Genomic DNA, 19,396 nt, shown 5'->3' with positions numbered 1-19,396 from the left:
TACTTTTTATACGATTGATTTATTAGAAACGTTCGTCCCTACTCTACGTTGTGAAAGTACATAATACACAGCGATTCCTAATGAAAAGATCAATATGCAGCTTAATACGTAAAAAGGGAGCATTACCCCAGTTTTAGAAACACCAGCTGTAAACAGCATTAATAATACAATTCGTATTCCTGTACCAATTAATCGAAATAAGCTGTCTACCCGTCCCATTACTTCGTTTGGAATTTCCTCCATCATCAATACATTTCTTGCCACTCTTGTACCCGCATTTCCAATTGCATGAAAAATTGCAAGTCCATATAACAACATTACGGAAGGTTCAATAATCATTGCGGTAATTGAAATTACATAAATGAGCATCGTCATGACGATTGAAACTTCTATCTTTATATATTTCATCATAATTGGAATACCTATTCCCGCAAGAACCGCTCCGACGCCGTACATCATACCTTCTATTGCGTATACTGAGGCACTGGCTTTTAATATATCTGAAATATATACCGGGATTAAATAATTTGCCATCATAACACCGATAAAAGGCATATAAGTCGCAAGTAAAAACCAAAAGAACTTCGGACGCTTTTGCATGAAGTGAATCCCTTCGAACAATTGCTTCTTAAATGTTACTTTCTTTTTTACTTCTTTTTTCTTTACGTACGGTATACATAAGAAAAGGATGAAAGCTCCTGCAAAAGTTAACATATCTACTAACAAAATCCATTTTAAAGAGATGATTTCAATAAGGAAGCTAGCAACCGCTCCTGAAATAACTTGCGTTAACTGTCCTTGTATTTCCATTGTTCCACTTAAATTTTTATAATGTTCTGCTTGAAATATCTCTTGGTTGAACGCAAATATTGTAGGATAAAATAGTAAATAGTAAAATGACCCTGCTATATATATAAGAATATAGTGAATTGAATGATAAGGTTGCCCAGTAAATCCCCATATAGCCATCATTCCTATAACGACTATCCCAATACCTTCATTACATAATAATAAAGATTTTCTTGAAAAACGATCAATACTTTGCCCAATAAACGGCGTTAATAAAAACATAATCAGAGTTGCGATGATGGAAACATAACCGAACGTTGTATCTCCACCACTCTCTTTAATTAACAACCACGGAATCGTTATCATAACAATTCCGGAACCAATAGCTGATAAACTATTGGCCCCTAGAATGAAATACAAGCGTGAATCTTTATACAGAGATGGCATCTCACTCAACTCCTAGTTGTTTTTTCACCTCTTTATATACACCCATATATGCTTTTAATTCTTTAACTAAATCATGAATTAATGGTTTTGCATCTTCTCCCAGTTCACCGTCTTGCACATGAAGTCCATCAAGCACCACTTGTTTTGGGATGGCATTTGCGTATACCCCTCTTGCGACAGTGCGCATACTGTTTAATGCGTTTATTCCACCTTTACCGCCTCCTGCAACTGCAAGTAATGCGACAGGTTTATGAACAAATTCACTACTACTTAAGTAATCTAACGAATTTTTCAACGCACCACTCATTGCATTATGATATTCAGGTGTACATAGTACTACACCGTCTGCAGTTTTCACTAACGCCTTTAATTTTTTTACCGCTTCTAATTCACGTTGTGATTCTTCCCCATTATATAAAGGCAGTTCCTCTGCTGCTAAATCGTATAACTCCCCTTCAAATTGATCAGCAATATATTTTGCCACCACACGCGTTCTACCGAATTTTCTTGGTGTACCGTTAATAACGACTAGTTTCATAATTATTTCTCCCCTTTGTTTTCAAGTTATACTTATATATTATCAGAAATTTCTATACAAAACACAATATAAAGAGGGAACTAGCTTGATAAAATAGTATGATAGACAAAAAAAGAACTCATACGAAAGTATGGGTTCTTCACAATTACGATTCTTCACCATTATGACTCAGTATACCTCTGCTTCCATTCGCTTCAAAATGGGTATATGCTTTTTCTGCTAATTTAATACGTTCTTCTGGTAAAGATATATATTTCAAAATATTTTCTATTATTTTTTCGTACGAAGTAAACACAATTCCTGGCCACTCCATTTCGTCCTCTGGATTACTATTTTCCGAAATAATAAACTTTTTATTTGCCACTGCATAAGATACCCGAGGTGTTTCAAGAATGCCTGACAAGTAAAAATGAATATTCAATATAATTTTAGACCTAGCAATCAACTCATTTCTAGCAATTCCCCACGCATTATTTTTAAAAACTATATTTAAATTTGGAGCAACTGCTTTTAATTGATCTAAAATAGCTTGCCGCCTCGAATTAAGAGCACCTATAAACAGTATATCAATGTCTTCAGTGATTTCATCATCAAATGCATCTTTTTTTATTTCTAAAGTTGGAGCATAGTTCATTCCTACATGTTTTATTTCTTTTCCTATCCCTTTTTGTTTTAACCATTTTATATTTTGTTTACTATAATCCCAAATCTCCTTATCTTTTAATAATATTAAATAAAATGGATGTGCATAAGGGCTTCCTTCATATAGCTGTTCTAAATTATAAATAATTGCATTTTTCGGTAGTAGATTTGGGTTATGTGCATACGTATGGGCTCCAAAAACAATTGTATTTTTCACATTTTCTAATATTGTTTCTGATATGATTGCTGTATTTCCTTCTTGCTCCAATCGCCATTTCAATGCTCGCGCGACATCTATAAAACTACCATACGTCTTTGGACATATAAAAAGACAATAATCATATTCTTTATTCAAATATGCTTCCATTAGTCTTAAATTATTTTTATATAAATCCACATCTGGATATTTCAGTAAAAGCTCATTTGCATGTTTTTTTGCTACTTTATACATTCCAGCATAATAAGCAGCAATACACCTTCTTAATTCGATTTTTTCCCGATGCTCATCCGCTACGTCCATGTCTATAAGAAGATTTGCGACACAATACGCTTTTAAATGATCACGATCATAATAATAATCTAGTAGTGGCATCAATTCTTCATACGTATTTCCATGCACAGATTCACCTAGTTCAAGCGCCCATCGTATTAATTCCATGATTACTCCACTACTCCTTTAACTGAAATTGTATTTAATAAAATTTCGCATTACTTTCTACCATATTTGCTATATGAAACGGTAGCTCTTCTTTTTTCGATTCCAAATATTTTTGTGATACTGCACCTAAATGTTTTTTATGCGGTATATAAAAAGCACTTATAGAAATCTCATAGTCAAATAAGTAATCATACACATGATAATCTACAAATAGAAGATCATTTTTCGGAAAAGGAATTTCCTTCCCTTGCAACGCATACATCAAAGCAATATTATTTTGAGATTTTAATCGATACATTCTTGCAAGCTGGTATAATGGTTCAGCCCGAGTTGGTCTATATTCCCACGCTTTTTGAAAATAAAGAATAGCTAATGCTGTATATTGCTCTTCTTGGTTCTTTGCATTTTCTATTTCATCCACTTCTGTTACTTCATATTGTTTATTTGCTGAACGGTTTGCTAATTGTTCATAACAAAATCCTATTCGCAATAACGAATAGAACACCTCTTCAACCCATCCACCTGCTTCCACTCGTTTTTTATACCATTTAATCGAATCTTCAAATTGACTTAAATGAAAATAAGTTTGGGCTAAATAAAATAAATATCTTATATGCAAATCTGGCGTTGTTTCTGGATCACTCAATCCTTGTAACAACAACCTCTCGTCTCTCTCAAATTTATCAGCTTTACTACCACCATCCCCAGGATCGTTAACGACAAGTGTCTCTAGCCTAGCTACCCTCGTATTGTAATCCGCACCAACTTTGGAACGATCTATATCCCAATACTCATGAGTAACACCAACAGATTTCCATGGTAAAGTAGCTTTCAAAAGGCGTGTAAGCCAATACTTAATATGAATATCATATTGCAATGTAAGATAATGGTCTTCTGTTAAACTAGTCTTATCAAAATCCGGATCGACTTCTAATATCATATCCGCATCTAATATTAATAAATAATCTGCTTCCGGATATGTTGTTTGTGCCAATTTAACAGCTAAACTTCTGTTATAACCAAAGTTTTTAAATGGTTCATGATGAACTGTGCCAGGGATTTCATTTTCTTTACACCAATTTTCAATAATTTCAGGTGTATGATCTGTTGATCCCGTATCACAAATAGAAACAAAATCCACAATTGATTTTGTAGCATTTAAACATCTTTCCATAATTCTAGACTCGTTTTTAACAATCATACAAAGACATAACTTTTTTTCTTTTCCTGTATTCTTTACTTGCTCATTTCCCATTTAACCACCTCATATTTTATTAACACGCTCTTCTCGTATGTAACACTATTTCATAGCTACATTGATGACATAACCATCCTTTTACTATTTATGAAAACTTCATTTTATTTATTCTTATTTTTATGTTGGGACATCTTTCATACTTCCCCTTATATTTGATACAATCAGTACAAATAAACAATGATTGATTGGTATTTTCAAATGAGAAATTTCTTTCACTATAAAAAAAGAAACTTGCGCCTTTGCACAAGTTTCTTTTCAAAAATCATTTCCTATTTTTTCACAACTTCATGTCCACCGAACTGATTACGAAGAGCTGAAACTACTTTTCCGTGGAATGTATCATCTTCTTGAGAACGGTAACGCATAAATAATGACATTGCGATTACCGGTGCTGCCGCTTGAAGTTCAAGTGCCGTTTCCACAGTCCATTTCCCTTCTCCTGAAGAGTTCATTACACCTTTAATACCATCTAGTTTTGGATCATCTGCAAATGCCTTTTCAGTTAAGTCCATTAACCAACCGCGGATAACTGATCCATTTGCCCATACTTTTGCAACATCTTCATAATTGAAATCAAAATCACTTTTATCTAACACTTCAAATCCTTCAGCGATTGCTTGCATCATACCGTATTCAATACCGTTATGAACCATTTTTAAGAAATGACCACTTCCAACGCGGCCAGCATAAGAATAGCCATTCTCTACTGCTAAATCTTTAAATAAAGGTTCTAATTGATCGTAAATTTCTTTTTCTCCACCAACCATTAAGCAAGCACCTTCTCTAGCTCCTTCTACACCGCCTGATGTTCCAATATCTACGTAATGTAAACCAAAGCTTTTCGCTTCTTCCGCACGGCGTAACGTATCTTTATAGAATGAATTTCCACCTTCAATAACGATATCGCCTTCCTCTAATAATGGATACACATCTTTTAATACAGATTCAACAACTTCTCCCGCAGGTACCATTACCCAAATTGTACGCGGAGCCTCTAGTTCAGCAATCATTTCTTTTAATGTATAACGAGCAGTAATCCCTAAAGCCCCAACCTTTTCAACAAGCTCTTTATTTACATCGTATACAACTACTTCATGCTTGTCTTCATATAAATGTTCTGCTAATGGGAATCCCATTTTTCCTAATCCAATTAAACCTAGTTTCATATTAATCAATCTCCTATTCTATACAAATATATTTAATAACGAAATTAGTCCAAGTGCTACAACAGATAATATGGTCTCCATTGCAGTCCATGTTAATAATGTTTCTTTCACAGTCATTCCAAAATACTCTTTAATCATCCAAAATCCAGAATCATTTACATGTGATAAAATTAATGATCCTGCACCTGTTGCAAGTGCTAACAGTTCAACGTTTACTCCTGGTGTACTTGCTGCAATCGGTGCTACAATTCCAGCTGCTGTCATCATAGAAACTGTAGCAGATCCCGTCGCAATTCGGATAAGTGCCGCAATTCCCCAACCTAATAATATCGGTGAAATATGAGATTCTTTCGCCATTTCTGCGATTGTCGTTCCAATTCCAGAATCTAATAATACTTTATTAAACGCGCCGCCTGCACCAATAACTAACAATATGTTCGCAATTGGCCCTAAACAATCATTTGTAAATTGTAATACTTTATCTTTTGAGAAACCTTTTGCATAACCAAGACTAAAGAAAGAATATATCGTTGCAATTAATAATGCGACGATTGGATCTCCAATAAAATGCAATACTTGTGCAAGTTGACTTGTTTTGCTTAGCGCGACTTCCGCAATCGATGCACCTAGCATTAGAAATACTGGAAGTAAAATCGTAAACAATGTATTTCCGAAACTAGGAAGTTCCTTCTTCTTATCTCTTTCAATAAATTGCTCTGCTATATCTAATGGCACTTCTTTATGTATACGAGCACCAATCCATTTCCCGTAAAGCGGACCTGAAATGATTGCAGTTGGAAGTCCGACAATTAATGCATATAAAATTGTTTTCCCTACATCTGCTTTAAAAATACCTACCGCTGCCATCGCTGCTGGATGCGGTGGAACAAGTCCGTGTACAACAGATAGTCCTGCTACTAGTGGAATACCGATTGTAATAAGTGATACCCCTGTTTCTAACGCAATTGTAAATACCAATGGTATTAATAGTACAAAACCAACTTGGAAAAATACTGGAATCCCTACTAAAAATGCAACGAACATCATTGCCCAGTGAACACGTTTCTTCCCAAAACGATCAATTAATGTTGTAGCAATTCGTTCAGCACCGCCAGATTCGGCCATCATTTTTCCAAGCATCGTTCCTAATGCTAAAACTATCGCTAAAAACCCTAACGTATTACCAAGCCCTAGTTTAATAGAGTCGATAATCCCTGGATCTTTTGGTGAAGTTCCAATCAATGGCATTCCCATTGCTAGCCCTACACCAATTGCTGTTAAAATTAACGCGACAAATGGATGCCACTTTACTACCGTAATAAGTAAAAGTAGTATGACAACTGCCGCTAGTACGATCCCAACTACCATTTCTCCCAATCCCCCTATTGTTTACGTTGGAAAGCAGCTATACAATCAAATTCTTCTTTCAAGCGATTGTAAAGTCGTTCATACATATAAAACATTTCTAAATATATAGCCGTATTTTCTTTATTCGGTACATGGTGATGAACAATATCAATCCAATCCTTTACCTCTTCAAGAGAATCAATTTTTCCTACAGCATATAAAGCAACTGCCGCTGCCCCAAGCGCAGATGCTTCATGACTTTCAGGAACAAGCAATTCTTTTCCCATCATATCGGATAGCATTTGTCTCCAAAATGCAGATTTCGCAAATCCTCCTGAAACGCGTATTTCAGTAAGTGGCCCTGTACAATCCCTAATTGCAAGTGCAACAGAATATACGCTCATACAAACACCTTCCATAACTGCTCGTATAAAATGTTCTCGTTTATGCTGAAGGTTAATTCCAAAGAATGTACCACGCGCATTTGCATTCCAGTAAGGTGCACGTTCTCCAGAAAGAAACGGTAAAAATAGCAATCCACCTGCTCCAGCTGGTACACTTTCCGCATATTTAATTAATAAATCATAAGGATCAATGCCAAGTTTCCTTGCTACTTCTTGTTCTGGGCTACCAAATTCATCACGTAACCATCTCAATAATATTCCGCCGTTATTCGTTGGCCCGCCTATCACCCAGTGCTCGTCTGTTAATGCATAACAAAACGTTCTTCCTTTTTCATCTGTATTAACACTTGATGAAATTGTTCGAACCGCACCACTTGTTCCAATCGTAATTGCAGCCGATCCAGGAGATATTGCCCCAACGCCTACATTCGCAAGGACACCATCACTTGCACCAATAACAACTGGGGTATCTTCACGAATGCCCATCTTTTGTGCTAATTCAGGCTTCATACCCGATAAAATATATGTAGTTGGCACAGGTGTGGATAATTGTTCTGGTGACATATGTAACATCGTTAAAACATCTTCATCCCAGTTTAATGTTTCTAAATTAAATAACCCAGTTGCAGATGCTATCGAATAATCCACTACGTAACGTGAGAATAATTGATACAAAACATACTCTTTAATGGAAATAAATTTATAAGCACTCGCATATAATTCTGGCTCTTCCTCTTTCATCCACAATAATTTAGAAAGCGGCGACATCGGATGAATTGGTGTACCCGTTCGTCTATAAATGTCATGCCCATTCATATGTTGTAATAATTTTTCTGATTGCTTCGTACTTCGATTATCTGCCCAAATGATAGAACGCGTTAATGGCGCACCATTTTCATCTACTGCAATTAATGCGTGCATCGCTGAACTAATACCGATTGAAGAAATATCTTCTGGTAACACGTTACCTTTTTTGATGGCAACGCTTACAGTTTTATATAAAGCAGCACATATTACATCAGGATCTTGCTCAGCCCATCCGACGTTCGGTTGAATAATTGGATAATCAACTGCATGTGATGCAACGACTTTTCCTTTTTCTGTGAACACAACCGTTTTTGTACTTGTGGTACCGATATCAATCCCGATAACTCTCCCCCTTGTTTCCATGCGAATCTTCCCTTCGTTTCTAGCAAAATACGATTTAGTAAACCGTTTACATGAATTAGTATATAAAATATTTTTTCTTTAATCAAGTTTTAAAAAGAAAATTTTTTTCATCACAAAAAATAAATCCCCTCATTCCATTTCACTTACATACTAACTTTAGCTTATCCGTGGGCTAAAGTTGCATTATATTCGTTTCGCAAAACATTCCTTTCCTCTGATTAACACCACATACATGGTCCTTCCATACATTCTACACATTTGCATGAAAAAGGAGTTGTACAGCAACTACCTCCGCAATGGCAATTTTTACCCTTGTTTGTTTTTATTGCATTAGGTACACTCGTGCTTTTATCCTAATAATCTTAGAACGCGGATCCTACTATCACTTTATTAACTTGTAAATATATGTTCCATACTATAAAATCTAATAGTATTTATATTTTTCAGAAAAATAAAACAATATTTTAAACTTTATTGTATAATGTTGTAAAAAGATGTCGGAGGGATTTAATGTTACATAAAATATCTCAATTCACAATTAAGCTTTCATCCATTCTTTTATCACTGTTACTATTATTAAATTTACCTTATTTATTTATCACTCAACAAGGATTTACCTTTCAACCCATTTATTTTTTTGACCAGATCGTTACTCTGTTAAAACAGGTTTTCTCCCCTGAATCATTGTTGGTTATAGGATCAGACCCAAAGTATGGTCATTTAAAAACAACACCATTATTTCCAACTGTTTTAGAACCTTATCTATATTCATTTACTGTATTATTTGTAGCCTTTTTGCTTGCACTCTTTATCTCATCTAGCATGGCATTTTTTTATTTTTTAGCAAAAGATTATATAAAAAAATGGATAAACCGAATTGTGTTCATATTAGAAGCTGTCCCTGATATGATGATGATGATTTGTTTGCAAATCTTTTTCATATGGGTACTTCAGAAATTCGGAGAAGCTCCTTTCACCATTATTTCCTATACTGAAAATCGAGCTTATTTACTCCCTATTTTATCTTTATCTGTTTTACCTACATTACAAATGTTTCGAATGATGGTGTTATACATAAAAGAAGAACATGGAAAACATTACGTAGAGGTTGCATATGGCAAAGGCCTTTCATCAAGTTATATACTTTGTATTCATTTATTCAAAAATACATCTATCCACTTCTTCCACCATTTAAAAACGATTTTTGTTTTCTTACTGTCTAACTTATTCATTTTAGAATTCGTTTTTAATATGCAAGGCATTATTCAATTTTTATTTAAAAAGGCGTTTATTTCACCTCCAGCTGCATTTATCATACTTGTCATGATTATTTTACCGTTTTACGCCATTTTCCAAATACTCTCTCTCATCATGAATAAATGGCAAAAGCAATTGAAAGGAGCAGCTCTATGAAATCTATTTGGAAATCAAAACGATTTTTAATCGGCTTTACTTATTTATTTATACTTGTTTCAGCGAGTTTTATTTATAGCTGGTTCTTTAAAGATACCATTCCAAAAACTCCTCAGTTACTTTACAATGACAATAACGAATTACTTGGAAAGGCCCCCTTTCCACCATCGTTAATACCGCCTTTTGGATCTGATCGTTTTGGAGAATCTGTTTTCTTACAAATTATAGAAGGAGCAAAATTTACCATTTTATTAGCCGTGGCAATTAGCTTCTTTCGAATTTTATTCGGAACATGTATAGGAATCCTCTTAAGTTTATATGCTCCAAAATTCAAGAGATTTTTCCAGTCATGCTCAGAAGTTTTTTATTACATTCCTACTTTATTTATCGCATTTATACTCATCACGCCCGTTAATATTGTAATCGTATCAAATGCTGATAGATTAGATCCAAATATTTCATTTGCGTTTTATCAAGTACTCGTACTTATTTTCGTCGCTCTGCCTACACTTTCTTTATATATATCCTCAGAGGTTGATGAATTTATGAAAAAAGATTACATTTTAAGTTCCCAATTGCTAGGGGCTAGCCGTTTTCATATTATCAAAAAACACTTACGAGTCTTATTAGTTGATCGCTTATTTGTGTTATTCATGGAACATATCGTCCAAGCACTCATACTCGTTATCCATTTAGCGTTGCTTGACATTGTAATTGGCGGGATACAAATGCGGGAACTCTATGACGGAGTGCTCAAACCTGTTTCTCTATCTAATGATTGGGCAGGACTTATTGGATTAAATCGTTATGAAATGAATCTTTCATGGTGGATTATTTTTTATACTCTCGTTTCATTCTTTATTACGATTCTTTTTATTAAACTTATGACAATCGGGATTCAGGATGCACTGAAAGCAAGAGATTTACAAGCAGTAGCAATTCAAACCGTTCCAGATCATAAAAAATTTGTTAAAAGTAAAGATTCTTTTTCGTTTGCAGATAAAGTGAACCTTTAATCATTTCTCATTAATCAGCATTGCTATTAAAAAAGCTGATCCTTGTTGAATGCAGGGATCAGCTTCTTTATGCCGTCTAACTTTTTTAATATCCTTTGCTAGACTCATATTCTTTATATTTAAAGTGAATTATTTACAATCACAATTATGCTGTTTAAAATCGATTACCATACGTCCTTGAATTCTACCTTGTTCCATTTCTTCGAATACATTTTGTACTTTATCTAGAGAACACGTTTGAACAACCGGCACTACCTTGCCTTCTGCACCGAACATGAATGCCTCCTCTAAGTCCTTACGTGTACCGACTAGAGAACCAACTACTTCAATTCCATCTAATACAAGTCGCGGAATGTTTAAATCCATAGTTTCTACTGGTAAACCGACTGCAACGACTTTACCACAAGCACGTACTGCATCAACTGCTGAGTTGAATGCTACTTTAGAAACAGCTGTTACTACAGCAGCATAAGCACCACCAAACTCATCTTGCACAATCTTATCAGCAGGACCTTGAGAAATTGGATTGATAGTCATATCAGCTCCAACCTCTTTTGCTAAGGCTAATTTATCATCATTAATATCTACTGCAATTACCTTTGCACCAAATACGTTTTTAGCATATTGGATAGCTAGGTTACCTAATCCACCACAACCATAGATAACGATAGGTTGACCAGGTTTAATATGTGATACTTTTATTGCTTTATATGTAGTTACGCCCGCACATGTAATTGATGATGCTTGAGCAGGATCTAATCCTTCTGGTACTTTCACCGCATAGTCAGCTGTAACAATACATTGCTCCGCCATACCACCATCTACTGAATAACCAGCATTCTTAACTTCACGGCAAAATGTTTCTCTACCAGTTACACAATATTCACAACGTCCACAAGATTGGAACATCCATGCAATACTTACACGATCACCTATCTTTAGTGAAGTAACATCATCAGCAAGTTTCGTAACAATACCTACACCCTCATGACCAAGAATACGGCCATCTGTGTTTCCAAAATCATGATTTGCAACGTGTAAATCAGTATGACAAACCCCACAATACTCTACATCTACTAACGCTTCACCTGAGTGTAACGGACGTAATTCCTTTTCGATAACTTCAATGTTTGCTTTACTATTTTTATTAACTACTACTGCTTTCATATGTGATCTCCCCTTTAGTGTTTTAGAATTTTAATGAGTACATCTCAAAACTTCTGTCTTCACTGATTTGGCTAATCATTATGCCAAATTTAAATGTTCAATCATCATTACAGGTTCATCATAACATGTAATTTTAAAAGCTTATTGTTAAATATTGAACAATATTTGAATTATTAACCAAATGTTTATTTGAGGGGAAAACCGAAATTGCATTTATTTATAGTTTATTAGAACTCTACGTGGGAGTATAAGACTCCATTAATACAGATTTTTTAAAACAGGAAATTATAATCATCAAATTTTCACAAAAGACTATTGCCCAATATAAAAAGCCCTTCAATTGAAGGACCTTTTATATTCGTTTCATCGAAATTGTTTCACGTATACTTTGTAAATTTTGCAACGTTTCTTCTTGGCGTTGTAACGATAACCCAACGTATAAAGTATCTAATAAACTTAACTGTGCTAATCTTGATGAACTGGCTTCTGTACGGAATTCCGTCTCACGTGTTGAAGTATATAAAGTAATATTAGCAAGTTGACTTAATGCTGATTTCTGATAGCTCGTAATTGCAATAATGCGAGCTCCCCTTGCTTTTGCTACTTCTAACGCTTCCAGTAACCCTTTATTGCTACCAGAATGAGAAATTGCAATGACCACTGCTTCTTTAGTTAGTAAACCCGCACCCATAATTTGAAAATGTGAATCTGTATGAGCAATACAAGAAATACCTGTTCTCATAAATTTATGATATGCATCCATCGCAATAATACCGGAACCACCATTTCCATAAAACTCAATATGGCTTGTATCTTGCAATACTTTTACCGCTTGCTCTAGTGCTGTATCGTTTAGCAAATGTAATGTATCTTGCAGTCCTGTAATATGCGAATGAAAAACTTTTTTAGCAACAGTTACCATACTATCTTCCGCCGATACTTCTTCATGAATATTTTGCATTGGAGTATGTACAATTTCACGAGCTAATGTAATCTTTAAATCTTGAAACCCTTGAAAACCAAGATGCTTACATAAGCGGAATATCGTAGCTTCGGAGCTATTCGTAACTTCAGCTAATTCTGTAATAGATTTATGTACAACATCTTGTGGATGTTTCAAAATATGTTCAGCAATACTTCGCAATTTCGGTGATAAACCGTTTAACGAAGCCTGAATCTTTCCAAGCCCATTTCTTGTACCTGGCATAGCATATCTTCCCCTTCCATCGTAGCTTTATTGTACCTAATTATCGAAAGAAGAAAAACCTTTATTTGGCACTACTATAAATTGAAATTTTAATTAACGAGAGTATTGTACATCTCCCTCTGATTATTATCCCGCAAAATTTTAAAGACTCCTATGTATTCTGTCGCAACATGGTACATAATTATTCATATTTATTATTCCCTCCATGTTTCACCGCATATAATGCAGCTTGCGTACGATCATCTACTTCCAACTTAGCTAAAACATTTGAAACATGTGTTTTTACAGTTTGTTCTGTAATATGAAGCTCTGCTGCAATTTCCTTATTGCTTTTCCCTTTCGCAATTTCACGAAGTACTTCTTGCTCTCTTTTCGTTAACATGGAAAATGGGTTTTCTTTTTTAACCGCTGACCGTCCTAAGAGTGCTGGTGTTACTTTCGGGTGAAAATTCGCATTCCCTTCCTGTACTGCAATGATAGAAGCTACAAGTTGCTCCGGTTGTACTTCTTTTAATTGATAACCATCTGCTCCAGCTTCTAGTGCTGGTAAAACATAATCTTGCTCTGAAAAACTGCTTAATATAAGTATCTTTATTGTCTCATCATACTGTTTTATTCGTTTTGTTGCTTCAATACCATCCATCTTCGGCATTGATAGATCCATTAATACTATATCTGGCCTTTTTGTTTGGACGAATGTTAATGCCTCTTCCCCATTTTCTGCTTCCCCAACAATTTCAAATTCTTCTCTCGTTTTCAAAAAGAATACAAGTCCTCTTCGAACGATATGATGATCCTCAACTAAAAGTAATTTAATCTTCAACCTATTCTCCCCTTTAAACCGGCAATTGAATTTCAATTTTCGTACCCTTTTTCAACTCCGTTTTTATTTGAAACGATCCCTTCATTAACTGAATACGTTCCTTCATACTTTTTAAACCGAGCGCTGTCTCTCTTACGTTATCTTGTATAAATCCTATTCCGTTATCCTCTATGTAAAAATATAGCTGGTTATTTTCTATTTTTAAAAGAACATTTACCTTTTCACATGAAGCATGTTTTTTACAATTATGTATTGCTTCTTGACTAATACGCCATAAAACTTCTTCTATTTCATCCCCAATTGAAACCATTCCATCAATTCGAACTTCCACAAAAATCCCTAACAACTTCCCGTAATTTTTAATTGCTTCTGCTAAACCTTTCTCTAATCCTTCCGGTCTTAATTGCCAAATTAAAAGTGTCATTTCTTGTAATGCTTCCTGTGATAATTCTCCAATATAACTTAACATCTCTTGCAATTCTCTATCTTGCGTCATATTTAGAGTACCTTTTGCTGTTAGCATAATAGAAAATAACAATTGTTTTACTGAATCATGTAAATCACGAGCTAATCGATTTCTTTCAGCTACCACTACATATTTACGTTCTTTTTCTACTAACTGAATACGTCGTATTGTCGTTCCTATTTGAAATGCAATCGATTCTAATAATGCTAATTCTTCCTCTGAAAAATGTGTTTTTTGAGGCGAGGCCACATTTAATAGACCAAACTTTTCCGATCCAGACCTAAGAGGAATTGTCGCATGATGCGTAACATCTTTGGTCTCTCCCCAATTACATTCAATCGCATCCTCTATTCGCTTACATTCAATAATATTTGTCGCTTTTTCCAATCTGCCATTCACAAAACGCTCTACACACCAGCAGTCTCCTTCACACATTGGCTTTTTTTCTTGCCACGTAAGAGCTGGAGGTAAGTTTTGATCTACAAGCATACGGTGCTTTCCACTTTCATCGATAAAGAATATCCACCCTGTTTGTAAATTCATAACTTGTAACAATGTATGTAACACTTTTTCTAACATGTCTTGTAAGTCTGTTGCTTCATTTAATAATTCAGCAATTGCTTTTAATGCTTCTAAACGATGCATCTCTTTTTCTTCAAAGTTCATTCTCATCACCACCTATCATTATAACATTAAGAAATTTCTAAATTCTACAAATTAAAAAGAACTGAATTCCTTCAGCTCTTTCTTTATCTCAATCATTTTATTATTATTTTTCTATCCCATGTTGGATGCAGAATTTTGTTAACAAACTGTTCTACTTTAGCTGTCCGATAAAGATTGTCCAGCACGGGCATGCTGTAAGCTTTCAGCAGTAACGACCATATTTGCTGCTGGCATCTGCACTTGATTCTTATGGAACATAGTCATTAATTCAAATCTTACTTGTCTAGAAGTTTCAAAATAATCTTCTGGCTTTATTAAACCTGTAATACAAAATTCATATCCAACGTATTTAAGATTCGGATTTAAATCTGTAACCCCAACATATTTAAACGGCTCAACAGCTTCATCCTCTACTTTATAAAGACTCGGAGCCAATTTTTCATTACAATTTACACAAACTTCTTCTAACAATTCCTTAACTCTTGTAGGATCTTCCTGATAACTTACCGTAATCCGTTCAATTACGCGCATCCATCCTTTATTAAAATTTTGTATCGTTCTAATCTCTCCATGTGGTATAGTTAGAAGTTTTCCTGACCATTCACGAATTTGCATAAAACGAATACTAATTTCCTCAATCGTTCCTGAATTTGTTCCGTTAAAAGTAACAAAATCGCCAACACGAAACTCTTTGTCCGCTAATCTCGCAAAGCCTAATATAACATCTTTTAACATCTGTTGTGCAGCAAAACCGATAACAACCCCCGCTATCCCTGCACCTGCAATGATACTTTTTATATCTACAAATTGGCTAATTAAATATATGATGAGACTAATGATAATGATATATCTAAAAATAGATCGAATCACACTTTGAATCGTTTGCTCTACCTCTTCATCAAAAAAGCTTGATTTCCTAAAAAACCAATCAATAATACGGTTGATTACAAAAGAAATAATGATTAGAACTAAAGCAAATAGTAAAAACCTTAAAAGTAAAAACTCTCTTACATAATTAAAAAATTCTTCAGTATACGTTAATAAACTCATCCATCCACTTCCTTAACTAATGAAAATTTCATATAATGCTGATTTATTGTAATACTTTTTGATTTTCTTAAAACTTGTTACACATTCTTCTATAAATATACCCTTTTTCATTATTTAAAGGGAGCTAACAATTGAATTTTTTTAAATGACTTTATTTTAAGACCGCAATACTTACCTCCATCAAAAGGGAAATATTAACATAATGTCGAATAGTTCATTTGAAAATATTTTGACTCGCGGAGGTTACTCACAATGGGTTATATCGAAGAGCTAAGAGAAGTTATTGGATCAAGACCACTCAATTTAGCTGGCGTTGCTGTAGCAGTTTTCAATGAACAAGGACAAATACTACTACAACAAAGGCGAAATGGTATTTGGGGTGTCCCTGGAGGATTTGTAGAGCTTGGTGAATCAACAGAAGAAGCCGGAAGACGAGAAGTGCTTGAAGAAACAGGGATTGAAATCGGAACCTTACAGTTAATAAGCGTCTTTTCTGGAAAAGAATTTTTTGTGAAATTACCGAACGGAGATGAATTTTATCCTATCACGATCGCATATCTTTGCAAAGACATTACAGGCGGTACATTAAAAGCTGATGGATTCGAATCACTACATGTACAATTTTTTGATTTAAATGGGTTACCAGAAAAAATTAGTCCGTTCATAAAAAAACTAATCGAGCAAAACGTCGTCAAAATTTAAAGTAAAAAGAGACCTTTTTAAAGGCCTCTTTTTTACTTTACTTCTGCATGTAAGCATGACTTAAAATGTCCAAGTGCAAATTCATGTCCTTGCGCATTAAAAGATGCAACTGCTTTTTCATAAACTACAATTTTAAATCCTTTATTATAAGCGTCTACTGCTGTGTGAAGAACACAAATATCAGTACAAACACCAACAAGATGAACTTCTTCTATTCCTCTTTCTCTTAACTTCATCTCTAAGTCTGTTCCTGCAAATGCACTATATCGTGTTTTATCCATATAATATACATTCTCTGAATTTTTATATGTTTCGTACACATCTTGTAATTCCCCAAACAAATCTCTTCCATTTGTACCTGCTATATTATGAGGCGGGAATAACTTTGATTCTGGATGATATACATCATTTTCTTCATGTTTATCAATCGCAAAGACAACGTAATCTCCATTTTCAATATATTGCTTCGTTATATGTACAATTTCCTTCTCAATTTCTTGCCCTGGTTTCCCGCAAGTTAAAGCACCTTTTTCAGCTACAAAATCATATGTATAATCAATATTAATAAGAGCTCGTTTCATAACTACTCTCTCCCCTTCTTCTGTTTCACAGTAAACAATAGAAAATTTGTTATTACGACATCGTATGTACTATTCGACATTTCAAATGAAATACCTACATTTCTCTTTTAAAACTTACCTTAATCCGAGTTTATCATATAATAGATAAACAATGGTAAAACAAATAGCCCCTATTAACAAATCGTGAATTTGATAGTCAAGTGTAATTTGAGTCACCTCTTGAATCGTAAACCAAATGACTGACATCGTTAAAATAATCAAAACAATACGGATACATCGATTCACACCTTCAACCTCTTTCTCTGCCATAGTAATAACAAGTGAGTTCTTCCTACTTAATCGTATTAGAAAGCGAAACAAGTTATTCACTATTACATCCGCTATTCCAAACAAAAAAGCACACTACTTTTTGAGTAATGTGCTTTTTATTCTTATTAAGTCGCAGGTTTTGTTTCAAATGTTGCTTGATTAAAACTAATAACCTTTCCTTTCGGGTCATTGTTTTCATACTGAACTGCAGTAATCGTATGGCTACCTGTCTCAAGCATCTTTTCTTTTAATTGTACTGTTGTCTGTGTTGTACTAGTGACTTGATATTTATCTGCATATACTTGATCTACAAATACAAACGTTTCTTTATCGTTTTGAAAATTAGAAAGCTCTAATTCAACATGTTGAATTAAAGTATCCTTTTTGATGAATACAGCCGGTATATTACCATTCTCAGACGTGCCATCTGGTGTAATAACTTTTACTTTTCCTTCTCCAATTGGCACTGCTCCCTCAGGAAATAAAACTATATTCTCATTACTCGCGTTTACAACCTTTTCTTCCTGCTTTGATTGTGTACCCTCTTTTTCCTGTGGAGTACCGCAACCAGCTAGTAACAATACAGACAATCCAGTGATTATGAATTTTTTCAAAATTCATCCCCCCTGTCATTTCATTATAATTTATTATACAAAAATAACTTTTAAATTTTAAGACTACTTTCAACACTTTCATGAACAAATAGAATATTGCTCACGATTAATGTATCATACTTTCCTTAATAGAACATTAATTTTTTTTATGAAATAAATAGTAATTCCCTCTTATCTATCATTTTAGCCCAACAGATTAATTACATACCTGTCCAAAATAAAAAGACATTGTTCATACAATGTCTTTTTATTTTGAGCTTTAAAAAACAAATGTTGTAATCTCATCTACTTCTTTTCTTGGAAGTTTCTTCGGCTTATCTTTCGGGAAACCGAGTGAAATAACCATATTTATTTGTTTTTCAGACTCAATTTGTAAATATTGTCGTAGTTCATCTTGAGCTAACAATACCGGTCCTGTCATCGGACAAGTACCAAGCCCCTTCGCATGCGCAGCTAACATTAAATTTTGTGCTGCTAAACAGCTACTCTTAATCCCTTCTTCTTCCCAAACTGAATCTGGAACAAAAGCAATTGGATCAAATATCTTTTCGCGAAATTTTGATTCATATGGTGTTGCCAAACACACGATTAATACTGGTGCCTCCGAGAAAGCTGTCGCATATGGTCCGAAAGAACGTGTAAGTAATTTCCCTGCTTTCTCTTCTCCGTTTTCTGCCGCTTTTGCCGCAAGTTTATGTAATGCATCCCATGTCATTTGTTCAATTTCTTTAATTTTCTCTCGGTTCATTATGACCAAAAACTCCCAAGTTTGTGAGTTCGTATCACTCGGTGCATAACGAGCACAATCAATAATTTCTTTTATATCACTAGTGGATACTTCTTGTTCTGTGAACTTCCTAACACTTCGTCTACCGTGAATTACTTCTTTAAAATCTTCATAATTCATACATTAAATCCCCTTTTTACAGCGTTTTCAAATCTTGTCCTATGCTTGAATTATAT

At 34.4% G+C, this 19,396-nt stretch carries 19 protein-coding genes; 3 read left to right on the top strand and 16 right to left on the bottom strand.

What is annotated here, in order from left to right; genetic code table 11:
- Nucleotides 1-6: 6 nt before the first annotated feature.
- The 7 genes from BAQ44_RS23185 to gntK all read right to left on the bottom strand — a co-directional run bounded on the left by BAQ44_RS23185 (nt 7) and on the right by gntK (nt 8,419).
- Nucleotides 7-1,236: an MFS transporter gene (locus BAQ44_RS23185; protein WP_071724093.1), complete on the bottom strand. Its 1,230-nt coding sequence runs from the start codon at nt 1,234-1,236 to the stop codon at nt 7-9.
- A gap of 1 nt (nt 1,237) precedes the next feature.
- Nucleotides 1,238-1,774 carry an NADPH-dependent FMN reductase gene (locus BAQ44_RS23180; protein ID WP_000780350.1) on the bottom strand — a complete coding sequence of 179 codons (537 nt, stop codon included), beginning with the start codon at nt 1,772-1,774 and terminating at the stop codon, nt 1,238-1,240.
- 145 nt (nt 1,775-1,919) lie between these two features.
- Nucleotides 1,920-3,074, bottom strand: coding sequence for a CgeB family protein (locus BAQ44_RS23175; RefSeq protein WP_071724092.1), 1,155 nt, complete (start codon nt 3,072-3,074; stop codon nt 1,920-1,922).
- Between the two features lie 34 nt (nt 3,075-3,108).
- A complete protein-coding gene (locus BAQ44_RS23170; protein WP_071724091.1) occupies nt 3,109-4,329 on the bottom strand; it encodes a tetratricopeptide repeat-containing glycosyltransferase in 1,221 nt (406 codons plus the stop codon).
- 272 nt (nt 4,330-4,601) lie between these two features.
- On the bottom strand, nt 4,602-5,498 hold the full coding sequence (gene gnd / locus BAQ44_RS23165; RefSeq protein ID WP_071724089.1) for a phosphogluconate dehydrogenase (NAD(+)-dependent, decarboxylating): 897 nt from the start codon (nt 5,496-5,498) through the stop codon (nt 4,602-4,604).
- Nucleotides 5,499-5,516: 18 nt separating this feature from the next.
- On the bottom strand, nt 5,517-6,866 hold the full coding sequence (locus BAQ44_RS23160; protein ID WP_061678446.1) for a GntP family permease: 1,350 nt from the start codon (nt 6,864-6,866) through the stop codon (nt 5,517-5,519).
- A 14-nt stretch (nt 6,867-6,880) separates the two neighbouring features.
- Nucleotides 6,881-8,419, bottom strand: a complete 1,539-nt coding sequence (gene gntK, locus BAQ44_RS23155; RefSeq protein WP_071724086.1) for a gluconokinase — start codon at nt 8,417-8,419, stop codon at nt 6,881-6,883.
- Between the two features lie 510 nt (nt 8,420-8,929).
- Between gntK and BAQ44_RS23150 the strand changes: the two genes are divergently transcribed.
- Complete coding sequence (locus BAQ44_RS23150) at nt 8,930-9,832, top strand: ABC transporter permease subunit (RefSeq protein ID WP_071724084.1); 903 nt, start codon at nt 8,930-8,932, stop codon at nt 9,830-9,832.
- The gene (locus tag BAQ44_RS23145; protein ID WP_071724082.1) at nt 9,829-10,848 is read left to right on the top strand and encodes an ABC transporter permease; all 1,020 of its coding nucleotides are present in this window, start codon (nt 9,829-9,831) and stop codon (nt 10,846-10,848) included. Before BAQ44_RS23150 ends, BAQ44_RS23145 begins: the two co-directional genes overlap by 4 nt.
- Nucleotides 10,849-10,977: 129 nt before the next feature.
- Here BAQ44_RS23145 and adhP read toward each other — a convergent pair whose 3' ends face one another.
- The 5 genes from adhP to BAQ44_RS23120 all read right to left on the bottom strand — a co-directional run bounded on the left by adhP (nt 10,978) and on the right by BAQ44_RS23120 (nt 16,227).
- Nucleotides 10,978-12,015 (bottom strand): alcohol dehydrogenase AdhP, encoded by a 1,038-nt coding sequence (gene adhP / locus BAQ44_RS23140; RefSeq protein WP_061678450.1) that lies wholly within the window; start codon nt 12,013-12,015, stop codon nt 10,978-10,980.
- Nucleotides 12,016-12,367: 352 nt separating this feature from the next.
- Nucleotides 12,368-13,222, bottom strand: a complete 855-nt coding sequence (locus BAQ44_RS23135) for a MurR/RpiR family transcriptional regulator (protein WP_071724079.1) — start codon at nt 13,220-13,222, stop codon at nt 12,368-12,370.
- A gap of 181 nt (nt 13,223-13,403) precedes the next feature.
- On the bottom strand, nt 13,404-14,045 hold the full coding sequence (locus tag BAQ44_RS23130) for a response regulator (protein WP_063262779.1): 642 nt from the start codon (nt 14,043-14,045) through the stop codon (nt 13,404-13,406).
- A gap of 13 nt (nt 14,046-14,058) precedes the next feature.
- Nucleotides 14,059-15,177, bottom strand: a complete 1,119-nt coding sequence (locus tag BAQ44_RS23125; RefSeq protein ID WP_071724078.1) for a GAF domain-containing sensor histidine kinase — start codon at nt 15,175-15,177, stop codon at nt 14,059-14,061.
- Between the two features lie 156 nt (nt 15,178-15,333).
- Nucleotides 15,334-16,227, bottom strand: a complete 894-nt coding sequence (locus BAQ44_RS23120) for a mechanosensitive ion channel family protein (RefSeq protein WP_071724077.1) — start codon at nt 16,225-16,227, stop codon at nt 15,334-15,336.
- A 252-nt stretch (nt 16,228-16,479) separates the two neighbouring features.
- Here BAQ44_RS23120 and BAQ44_RS23115 point away from each other — a divergent pair, with 252 nt between their 5' ends.
- Complete coding sequence (locus BAQ44_RS23115; protein WP_071724076.1) at nt 16,480-16,929, top strand: NUDIX hydrolase; 450 nt, start codon at nt 16,480-16,482, stop codon at nt 16,927-16,929.
- A gap of 32 nt (nt 16,930-16,961) precedes the next feature.
- On the opposite strand, the gene BAQ44_RS23110 is transcribed toward BAQ44_RS23115, so the two are convergent.
- The 4 genes from BAQ44_RS23110 to BAQ44_RS23095 form a co-directional block, all read right to left on the bottom strand.
- Nucleotides 16,962-17,510, bottom strand: a complete 549-nt coding sequence (locus tag BAQ44_RS23110; RefSeq protein WP_071724074.1) for a cysteine hydrolase family protein — start codon at nt 17,508-17,510, stop codon at nt 16,962-16,964.
- A 114-nt stretch (nt 17,511-17,624) separates the two neighbouring features.
- Nucleotides 17,625-17,879: a hypothetical protein gene (locus BAQ44_RS23105; RefSeq protein ID WP_084669625.1), complete on the bottom strand. Its 255-nt coding sequence runs from the start codon at nt 17,877-17,879 to the stop codon at nt 17,625-17,627.
- Nucleotides 17,880-17,944: 65 nt separating this feature from the next.
- A complete protein-coding gene (locus tag BAQ44_RS23100; protein ID WP_061678457.1) occupies nt 17,945-18,433 on the bottom strand; it encodes a putative periplasmic lipoprotein in 489 nt (162 codons plus the stop codon).
- Nucleotides 18,434-18,692: 259 nt separating this feature from the next.
- Nucleotides 18,693-19,340, bottom strand: coding sequence for a nitroreductase family protein (locus tag BAQ44_RS23095; protein ID WP_071724069.1), 648 nt, complete (start codon nt 19,338-19,340; stop codon nt 18,693-18,695).
- Nucleotides 19,341-19,396 lie beyond the last annotated feature (56 nt).

It is taken from the genome of Bacillus mobilis, from assembly GCF_001884045.1.
Lineage (GTDB): Bacteria > Bacillota > Bacilli > Bacillales > Bacillaceae_G > Bacillus_A > Bacillus_A mobilis.
This window is presented reverse-complemented; position numbering and strand designations above follow the sequence as displayed.

Bases quoted from the DNA above. Each gene is read 5' to 3' on its own strand.
- BAQ44_RS23185 (WP_071724093.1), bottom strand. From the start codon at position 1,236: ATGCCATCTCTGTATAAAGATTCACGCTTGTATTTCATTCTAGGGGCC.
- BAQ44_RS23180 (WP_000780350.1), bottom strand. From the start codon at position 1,774: ATGAAACTAGTCGTTATTAACGGTACACCAAGAAAATTCGGTAGAACG.
- BAQ44_RS23175 (WP_071724092.1), bottom strand. From the start codon at position 3,074: ATGGAATTAATACGATGGGCGCTTGAACTAGGTGAATCTGTGCATGGA.
- BAQ44_RS23170 (WP_071724091.1), bottom strand. From the start codon at position 4,329: ATGGGAAATGAGCAAGTAAAGAATACAGGAAAAGAAAAAAAGTTATGT.
- gnd (WP_071724089.1), bottom strand. From the start codon at position 5,498: ATGAAACTAGGTTTAATTGGATTAGGAAAAATGGGATTCCCATTAGCA.
- BAQ44_RS23160 (WP_061678446.1), bottom strand. From the start codon at position 6,866: ATGGTAGTTGGGATCGTACTAGCGGCAGTTGTCATACTACTTTTACTT.
- gntK (WP_071724086.1), bottom strand. From the start codon at position 8,419: ATGGAAACAAGGGGGAGAGTTATCGGGATTGATATCGGTACCACAAGT.
- BAQ44_RS23150 (WP_071724084.1), top strand. From the start codon at position 8,930: ATGTTACATAAAATATCTCAATTCACAATTAAGCTTTCATCCATTCTT.
- BAQ44_RS23145 (WP_071724082.1), top strand. From the start codon at position 9,829: ATGAAATCTATTTGGAAATCAAAACGATTTTTAATCGGCTTTACTTAT.
- adhP (WP_061678450.1), bottom strand. From the start codon at position 12,015: ATGAAAGCAGTAGTAGTTAATAAAAATAGTAAAGCAAACATTGAAGTT.
- BAQ44_RS23135 (WP_071724079.1), bottom strand. From the start codon at position 13,222: ATGCCAGGTACAAGAAATGGGCTTGGAAAGATTCAGGCTTCGTTAAAC.
- BAQ44_RS23125 (WP_071724078.1), bottom strand. From the start codon at position 15,177: ATGAACTTTGAAGAAAAAGAGATGCATCGTTTAGAAGCATTAAAAGCA.
- BAQ44_RS23120 (WP_071724077.1), bottom strand. From the start codon at position 16,227: ATGAGTTTATTAACGTATACTGAAGAATTTTTTAATTATGTAAGAGAG.
- BAQ44_RS23115 (WP_071724076.1), top strand. From the start codon at position 16,480: ATGGGTTATATCGAAGAGCTAAGAGAAGTTATTGGATCAAGACCACTC.
- BAQ44_RS23110 (WP_071724074.1), bottom strand. From the start codon at position 17,510: ATGAAACGAGCTCTTATTAATATTGATTATACATATGATTTTGTAGCT.
- BAQ44_RS23095 (WP_071724069.1), bottom strand. From the start codon at position 19,340: ATGAATTATGAAGATTTTAAAGAAGTAATTCACGGTAGACGAAGTGTT.